The sequence below is a fragment of the Ethanoligenens sp. genome, from assembly GCF_047718355.1.
GTDB lineage: Bacteria > Bacillota > Clostridia > Oscillospirales > Ethanoligenentaceae > Ethanoligenens.
Genome location: NZ_JBDNLG010000119.1, coordinates 1 through 6,767, shown reverse-complemented (window position 1 = coordinate 6,767; position 6,767 = coordinate 1). Strand labels below are relative to the sequence as shown.

12 protein-coding genes are annotated in these 6,767 nt (G+C 47.8%); all 12 read left to right on the top strand.

Going from position 1 to position 6,767, the window contains the following annotated elements; translation table 11 throughout:
* A partial coding sequence (locus tag ABF463_RS13385; protein WP_415534346.1) for a hypothetical protein occupies positions 1-220 on the top strand: 220 nt, incomplete at its 5' end.
* 112 nt (positions 221-332) lie between these two features.
* Complete coding sequence (locus tag ABF463_RS13380; RefSeq protein ID WP_415534344.1) at positions 333-638, top strand: hypothetical protein; 306 nt, start codon at positions 333-335, stop codon at positions 636-638.
* Between the two features lie 162 nt (positions 639-800).
* Complete coding sequence (locus ABF463_RS13375) at positions 801-1,172, top strand: RHS repeat-associated core domain-containing protein (RefSeq protein ID WP_415534342.1); 372 nt, start codon at positions 801-803, stop codon at positions 1,170-1,172.
* Between the two features lie 4 nt (positions 1,173-1,176).
* Positions 1,177-1,491 (top strand): hypothetical protein, encoded by a 315-nt coding sequence (locus ABF463_RS13370; protein WP_415534340.1) that lies wholly within the window; start codon positions 1,177-1,179, stop codon positions 1,489-1,491.
* Positions 1,492-1,507: 16 nt separating this feature from the next.
* The gene (locus tag ABF463_RS13365; protein WP_415534338.1) at positions 1,508-2,014 is read left to right on the top strand and encodes a hypothetical protein; all 507 of its coding nucleotides are present in this window, start codon (positions 1,508-1,510) and stop codon (positions 2,012-2,014) included.
* 274 nt (positions 2,015-2,288) lie between these two features.
* Entirely contained in the window at positions 2,289-2,603 is a 315-nt protein-coding gene (locus ABF463_RS13360) for a transposase (protein WP_415534336.1), read from the top strand.
* On the top strand, positions 2,563-2,925 hold the full coding sequence (locus tag ABF463_RS13355; RefSeq protein ID WP_415534349.1) for a hypothetical protein: 363 nt from the start codon (positions 2,563-2,565) through the stop codon (positions 2,923-2,925). Before ABF463_RS13360 ends, ABF463_RS13355 begins: the two co-directional genes overlap by 41 nt.
* The gene (locus ABF463_RS13350; protein WP_415534348.1) at positions 2,838-3,242 is read left to right on the top strand and encodes a transposase; all 405 of its coding nucleotides are present in this window, start codon (positions 2,838-2,840) and stop codon (positions 3,240-3,242) included. The genes ABF463_RS13355 and ABF463_RS13350 overlap by 88 nt, the downstream gene beginning before the upstream one ends.
* Before the next feature lie 503 nt (positions 3,243-3,745).
* Complete coding sequence (locus ABF463_RS13345; protein WP_415534334.1) at positions 3,746-4,456, top strand: type 1 glutamine amidotransferase; 711 nt, start codon at positions 3,746-3,748, stop codon at positions 4,454-4,456.
* Positions 4,457-4,477: 21 nt separating this feature from the next.
* The gene (locus tag ABF463_RS13340) at positions 4,478-5,026 is read left to right on the top strand and encodes a pyridoxamine 5'-phosphate oxidase family protein (protein WP_415534332.1); all 549 of its coding nucleotides are present in this window, start codon (positions 4,478-4,480) and stop codon (positions 5,024-5,026) included.
* 36 nt (positions 5,027-5,062) lie between these two features.
* Positions 5,063-5,761: a response regulator transcription factor gene (locus tag ABF463_RS13335; RefSeq protein ID WP_415534330.1), complete on the top strand. Its 699-nt coding sequence runs from the start codon at positions 5,063-5,065 to the stop codon at positions 5,759-5,761.
* 2 nt (positions 5,762-5,763) lie between these two features.
* The gene (locus ABF463_RS13330) at positions 5,764-6,585 is read left to right on the top strand and encodes a sensor histidine kinase (protein ID WP_415534328.1); all 822 of its coding nucleotides are present in this window, start codon (positions 5,764-5,766) and stop codon (positions 6,583-6,585) included.
* Positions 6,586-6,767: the final 182 nt, after the last annotated feature.

The following is a 6,767-nucleotide window of genomic DNA, read 5'->3' as shown; positions in this document are numbered from 1 at the left end:
CAATTTAATAGAGAGAAAAGGGATATCAGACAGCAACTGTCAGCAATGGTGCTATGATGTTCCTGCTACAGCAATTAAGATTGCACCTGTTGTTGTATTGGTGCTAAATAGTGCATATTTTAGCTTCCCCTCATGTTTGCAACACATAATCGATATTTGGTATTACCTGAAAAACCAGATTATATTATGGAATTTGAAATTGCAAATAGTCCATCTATAAGTGGTGGTACAAAAGTTTTACCTAACGATGGTCAAATTGGTGTAGGCAGAGAATACTTCACTAATGATTCAGTATATATGAATATAAATAATTATCAAAAGATGATTCCGTAATGAAAGGCCTGACAGTTATGCAAATCAATGATAAAGTGAAAATTGTGGTTTCTGAACCTTGGAATTTTACTTCATCCGATGGAGACAATATGTTTCATTGCTCGGTTATGGCGACCAAAAAAGCAATTCCTGTTTTTACAATAAAGGGAACAGTAATTAGCAATATTGTCTTGCAGTCAAGGAATACTCATGGCCAGCAATATAACATATACCTTCTCCCTAAAGGGTATTGTTTAGATAATTTTCAGAATGATAATTCTATTGGTCAGAAGTTGATTTTTTCAATTATAGGGGAAATGCAGTAATTAGATAAAGGGATATTGTTTATTTAACAAGGCTTTTTGTAAAGCCGGGTACCAATTACCGCACATTACCAGGGCAGCTCTTTGACGCTGACATTGAACGGCGTAAAGTACACGTGTGAGAAGAATGCGCAAGGCGATGTCATAGGACTGGTTGACAGCAACATGAACGAGGTGGTAACCTACACCTATGACAGATGGGGAAAACTGCTGAACATTGGCGGCTCGATCAAAGACAGTGTCGGCTTACAGAACCCGTTACGCTATCGGGGACATTATTACGATACGAAAACAGGGCTATATTATCTGCAAAGTAGGTATTATAATCCGGAATGGGAGCGGTTTGTTAGCCGAGACACCGCTAAATACCATGAGGGCGAAGTGGGAGCAGAAGCGAGCCTCTACACTTATGGCCTAAACAACCCAATTGTGAATATAGATCCAGATGGTCATGATGCTATACATACTATACTTACTGTACTCGATTACGTAGGTTTTGCTTCCTTGAGTCTCGGCATTATTCCCAGAACTAGGTGAGGCTATGCCTTTTGCTTTAATTATCTTAGCGGCAGCTAGCATTTTGGTTTCTTTGTCCGCAGCTTATGATGATTGGAACAAATATTGCGTTTGTTCCCGCCCCCGAAAAGTACTCTGGGATATGGCCTCACTTACGATGGAGGTATTATCTATTATCGGGGGAACGGTAGGTGAAGGCGGTGGTCAACTGCTTGCACTTGGAATCGTAAATACGAGGATACTTGCTTATTTGACAGCCTGTTTAGCCAATGCATTTTTGGGGTTACCCATTGCCTCAAGTCAGGCGTTAGCTGATACTTTTAATTTCAGTTTGTTTTAAAGGAGTGAAAATTGTAATGAGATTCCTAATTGAAGCCATCTCCAATCCATTTGGTTTGCCGAATTGCCTTGAAATTGTATCACTGATGCTAATATGTTATGCATGGACTGCTATTATATTATCTTTGGTTCTATATTTATTGGACGTCAATACACGTTTAACTGGCAATACCTTGTTGCTGTGGACTGCAACGTTTACAATTATAATAGTTATCGCGACTATCTGGTATATCGCTATCCCGTTAACGTTAGCATGTATTTTACTTGTACGTAGGCAATATAAAATAATAAATATAAAAACGAAAGAAAGATGCTTAAAAGGTATCACTTCATTTAAGCACCTTTATAAGCAAACACAAGAATGGGAAGGAAAGAGTGATTATGAGAAAGAGAGAATAAAAACAGAAGGACTTAATACTTTTCGCCCATTTGATCCGCGGTTATTTAGTAGGGTAGCTGTTTGTTTACCCATAATAACGATAATTATCATGTTATTGTTAGGATTCAAATATCGCTTACAATAGCAATTCGGTTGCTATGTAATGCCCACTGAACAGCCCAAAGACCTGTATAGTAGCTGTATTTTGCGGATAATTATGGCAAAACAAACGTAAGTAAAGATGGTACATGTACTGCTCTAATTGACGCCTCGGATCGTCCACGGCTCCGTAACAATGACGAAGCTGTCCGTAGCATTCCTCCGGCACCTTATCCTCCCGAAGCCCTTTGAGCTGTACCCGATTTGATGGATGCTGCGGAGCAGTGTAAAATAAAAGCACTACGAAGGGGTGTTTCATCATGGGGAAAAGCAATGGGAACCGGTACGGCGAAGAATTCAGGCAGGGAGCCGTCAAGCTGGTATTGGAAAACAAGCAGAGCATCGCGGAAGCGTGCCGCAATCTGGGTGTGTCCATAGGAACGATGAAGCGTTGGCTTGCCGTAGAATTGAACAACCACGACGCCGAAAAAATTCGCCTGCGGCAGTTGGGGGAGGAAAACCGCCAGCCCCGGAAAGATAAGGCGGATTTGGAAGATACGGTAGATATCTTAAAAAAGCGGCAACCATCTTCAGTTGGACGATGTGCGTCTGCAATTTCCGCATTGCGGCCGTAACCGGTTTTATGGCATCCAGAGGGCACATGGGCTTTTCTCTATCCGCCATCGCAAATTCAAGGCGGCCACCAATTCCCGCCACACTTATCCCGTAGCTCCCAACCTGCTCCGTCAGAATTTCCATGTGGATGCTCCTAACAAGGTCTGGGTGACGGATATTACATACATCCGAACGGACGAAGGATGGCGATATCTGTCCATCATCAAGGATTTGTTCGACCTCCAGATCGTCGATTGCGCTACTGGCAGGCGAATCGAACGGATCTCTGTAAAAGGGCGCTGCATGCTGCTGTCCGGCGATACAAGCCGGGCGCGGGCTTGATTCATCATTCAGATCAAGGCGTTCAATATGCCAGTCGGAACTATCAGGTCCTTTTACTGCAAAACTACATCATTCCCAGCATGAGCCGCAAAGGCACGCCTTACGACAACACCTGCGCTACCTGCGCTGAATCCTTTTTCAGTGCGATCAAGCTGGAAATGGTTTATCATGAGCATTATGCGACCAGAGCCCAGGCACAGGCCGCGATTTTTGAATATATCGAAATCTATTACAACTGGCAGCGACGAAGCGCGGCCATCGGCAACATTGTACCGGCAGAATTCCGGCGGCGATTTTACCAGCAGTGGATGGCATGATCCGCAATCTTGCGATATTCTTTGGTTTCAGCCGCTTGCACTACTTCCCGTGTAAGACAGGCAACCCCCTTCACCTGTTCCGGTCAAGGTGAAGGGGGAAAAATCTTCGTCGTCGGAGAGCGGCGCTGCTACAAAAGATATTGACCCGATTGGATACTTTTTTTACCAGGAAGTTCGGGAAACCACGGATAAAGCGGTAGAATTACCAAAGCAATCTGCTCACATTCCAGTGAATTTAAGTATATTACAGTTCAATATGTAATTTAATAAATATTTTATATCATGATTTGCAACGAATCGTTTATTTATGATATAATGGATAAAATATATTGACATGACTATCACGATACTTCATAAACTTCCTACTTATGGAATTTGCGAAAAAGTATCCGGCATGACAGCTACATTCATATGAGTGACCCTTAGTAGCATGATAAGCTGCTCAATTAGTCGTTATATATTTATTTGCACGTTACACGTTGCTTATGGCAGAAAGGAATGCTTTGAAAATTCATTATCTGCAGCATATCGCGCTGGAAACACCCGGCTGTATTCTAGACTGGGCCGCACAGCGTGGACACACGCTGACGCGTACGGCTTTTTTTGCGCAGGAAAGCCTGCCTGATTTGCAAGATTTTCAGTGGCTCATCATCATGGGCGGGCCGATGAACATCTATGAAGAACAGACCTATCCATGGTTGAAACTGGAAAAAGCGTTTATCCGCGCGGCGGTGGACGCGGGAAAAACAGTGCTTGGCTTCTGTCTGGGCGGGCAGCTTGCAGCCGATGCACTGGGAGGCAAAGTGACACGCGGCGCGGCGCCCGAGATTGGTTGGCAGTCCATTCACTGGAACGAAACGGCGGACAAGGACCCGCTTTTCGCTATGTTCCCAAAAGATTGCACGGTGTTCCAATGGCACTATGATACGTTTTCCGCTCTGCCGCCCGAAGCAACGGTACTGGCGTCCAGCCCCGCCTGCGCACATCAGGTATTTGTCTGGGGCGGACGTGTGTTCGGTTTCCAGTTCCATCTTGAAAACACGGAGGAAATGCTCAGGGGCTACATCGAAGCCGGCGCTGCGGAAATGGTGTCCGGCCCCACGATACAGACGCCCCGGCAGGTGCTGGCGTACCCGGAACATATCGCCCAGACCAATGCATGGATTGCCGCGTTTCTGACCGCGCTGGAGCGGCGGACCGCGGCTTCTTTATAAGCTGAAAGGACAGGAAACAAAATGGAACAGATCACATACCGCCAGCGGGAATGCGCGGATAACACGAAGATCTCGCGTTTTTTGGAAGAACAGCGCGTGGGCACGCTGGGGCTGCACAGCAAAGAATACCCGTATGCCGTACCGGTTAATTATGTCTGGGCAGACGGCTGTATCTATTTTCACGGTTCCGGCGGGGGCAAAAAGGTGTGTCTGCTGGCGCAAAATCCCAACGTCGTCTTTACCGTTTATCAAGAACACGGCACGGTGACTGACCCGGTGCCTTGCCATGCCGACACTGCGTATTTTTCCGTAATGCTGTTCGGCCAAGCGGAGCGCGTGGTCGATTTTACGGAGGCAGCCGGCGTGTTGCAGAAGCTGCTGGAGCGGTTCATGCCCGGTTTTTACCAGCAGAAAATTGGCCCCGCGCTTGTGGAAAAATACCGGTCCGGTGTGGACAGCCTGCCAGTTACCGTCTACCGCATCCGCCCCGCACAGATCACGGCCAAGGAAAACAACGCCGATCCGGGGCAACTTTTTGGCCACGGCCCACACAAAAACCATCGGTCATGACCGCAGGAAAGGGCGCGTATACCAGGGGGTGGAGAAATGGATCGCATCCTTATTATCGATGACGACACCGAAATTTGCATGCTGCTGAAAGACTTTCTCATAAAAGAGGGCTTTGATGCCTACACGCTTTCAAACCCCGAGGAAAGTTTCGCTTTTTTCAAAAAATGCGAACCGGATCTCATCATACTGGACATCCTGATGCCGCGGGAGGACGGCTTGAGCGTCTGTCAAAAGATCCGCGCGCAGTCCCACGCGCCCATTATTCTGGCAAGCGCCAAAGGCAGCGAATCCGACAAGGTGCTCGGTCTGGGCATGGGGGCGGACGATTACATCCAAAAACCGTTCGGCCTGCATGAGCTGGCAGCGCGGGTAAAAGCGCTGCTGCGCCGCAGCCGGTATATCCAGGCGCCCACGCAGGGCGAGGAGACGGGCTGTGTGCAAAAGGGTAATTTTTCCGTGGACACCAATGCGTATGTTATCGCGTACAAAGGCGAGCCTTTGACCCTAACCATGAAAGAATACCGTTTGCTGCTGTTTTTCATCCAGCATGAAAAACATGTGTTTGACCGCGAAACACTGTATGAAAACATCTGGGGGTACGACGCTGCTGGCGACAGCCGCACCGTTATGGTTCACATCCGCAAGCTGCGGCGCAAAATAGAAGACGACCCCGACAATCCAAGGCACCTCCTCACCATATGGGGCATGGGATATAAATTCGTGGCGGAAGGATAGATATGGTGCCAGACGATACCGGAGAAACGACGGCTCTGCTGGCCGAAATCGACCGGCTGCGCGCCGCGTGCGCACGCGAAAAACAGCTTGCCGACACCTGCCGTGCGCAGGGCAACGCATTACACCGCACGTTTGAGCAGGAAAAAATGGATTTCATCCTCAACTTTTCCCATGAGCTGCGTTCCCCGCTCATGAAAGTGCTGGCTTATATCGAAACGCTTCAGGATCCGGATACGCTCCGCTCTGAAAAAGCGGAGCGGTATCTCGACGCCATGCATCACCATGTACTTGCCATGAGCAGCCTCATTGAGGAACTGTTCAACGAATGCTATCTGGACGTGGAGCAGACTTACCACATGGTGTCTGTGGACACCAGCCGCGTGTTCATCCACTATTGTGAAGAGCTGGAACTTTATGTGCAAAACAGTGGGCGGCAGTTCGCCTGCAACATCAGCCCGGGGATGCCGCCTGTCCGTCTGGACGCGGGCCGCTTCGCGCAGGTAATGAGCAATCTGGTGGAAAACGCCGTGAAATTCACCCCCAAGCAGGGCGGCCGGATAACCGTGTGGGCGGAAATGAAGAACGGCATGCTGCGTGTGCGCATCTGCGACAACGGCAGAGGTATTTCCGCAGAGCGGCAGGCGCATATTTTTGACCGCTTTTACACCTCTGGAACCTCTTCACCCGCGCGCCGCTCATCCGGACTGGGTCTTGCCATCGTTCGCACCATTATACAGGCGCATAACGGTACGATACAGGTCAAAAGCAGGTCGGGCAGAGGCACGCAGTTTGAAATTTATCTGCCGCTGGACGGCGGCAGATAACGCCGCCCCGCGTTTTGTGAAAGACGCGCCCATACCATCTGCGCACACTATCTGCATTCTCTCATTTTACAGTTTATACAACTGCCATTTTTAACAAAAATGGCAGTTGTATTTTTTTTCTTGGAAATTTATAGTGCCTCTTTATTACTTTTTAAGCTTTTGTTAAATATTTAGAGCTTGTT